The organism is Paraburkholderia sp. SIMBA_053, from assembly GCF_046534895.1.
Classification (GTDB): domain Bacteria; phylum Pseudomonadota; class Gammaproteobacteria; order Burkholderiales; family Burkholderiaceae; genus Paraburkholderia; species Paraburkholderia caledonica.
This window is the reverse complement of the sequence record NZ_JAWRXU010000413.1, coordinates 1-299: the sequence shown is the minus strand read 5'-3', so window position 1 is coordinate 299 and position 299 is coordinate 1. Positions and strand designations below refer to the sequence as shown.

Annotated in this window: 1 pseudogene; it reads left to right on the top strand. The window is 59.2% G+C overall.

The features are described from left to right. Window positions 1-206 (top strand): annotated as a pseudogene (locus tag SB753_RS36215) (low affinity iron permease family protein); the annotation flags it as partial. Window positions 207-299: the final 93 nt, after the last annotated feature.

Genomic DNA, 299 nt, shown 5'->3' with positions numbered 1-299 from the left:
GCAAACAGTACGAAAATCTTGCGAAGGACGCGCGCGTCGCGCTGCGCAAAGGCGGCAGCGATACCGATTCCCCGTTCGTCGACAATCGCGACATGAGCGACGAAAAGCGGAGCGACGACGACAAGCGCCACGGCGACCATGACGACGACAAACACGACAAGCGAGACACACAAAACACACCAAACCCACACGAGCGAAAAAACTAGCCCACGTTTCCCAACGCAACGCAACGCAACGCGGCCAGGCGAGGCGAACCACGCACCCATCGATAACAGCAAAGAAGGCCGCTTCGCCTCACC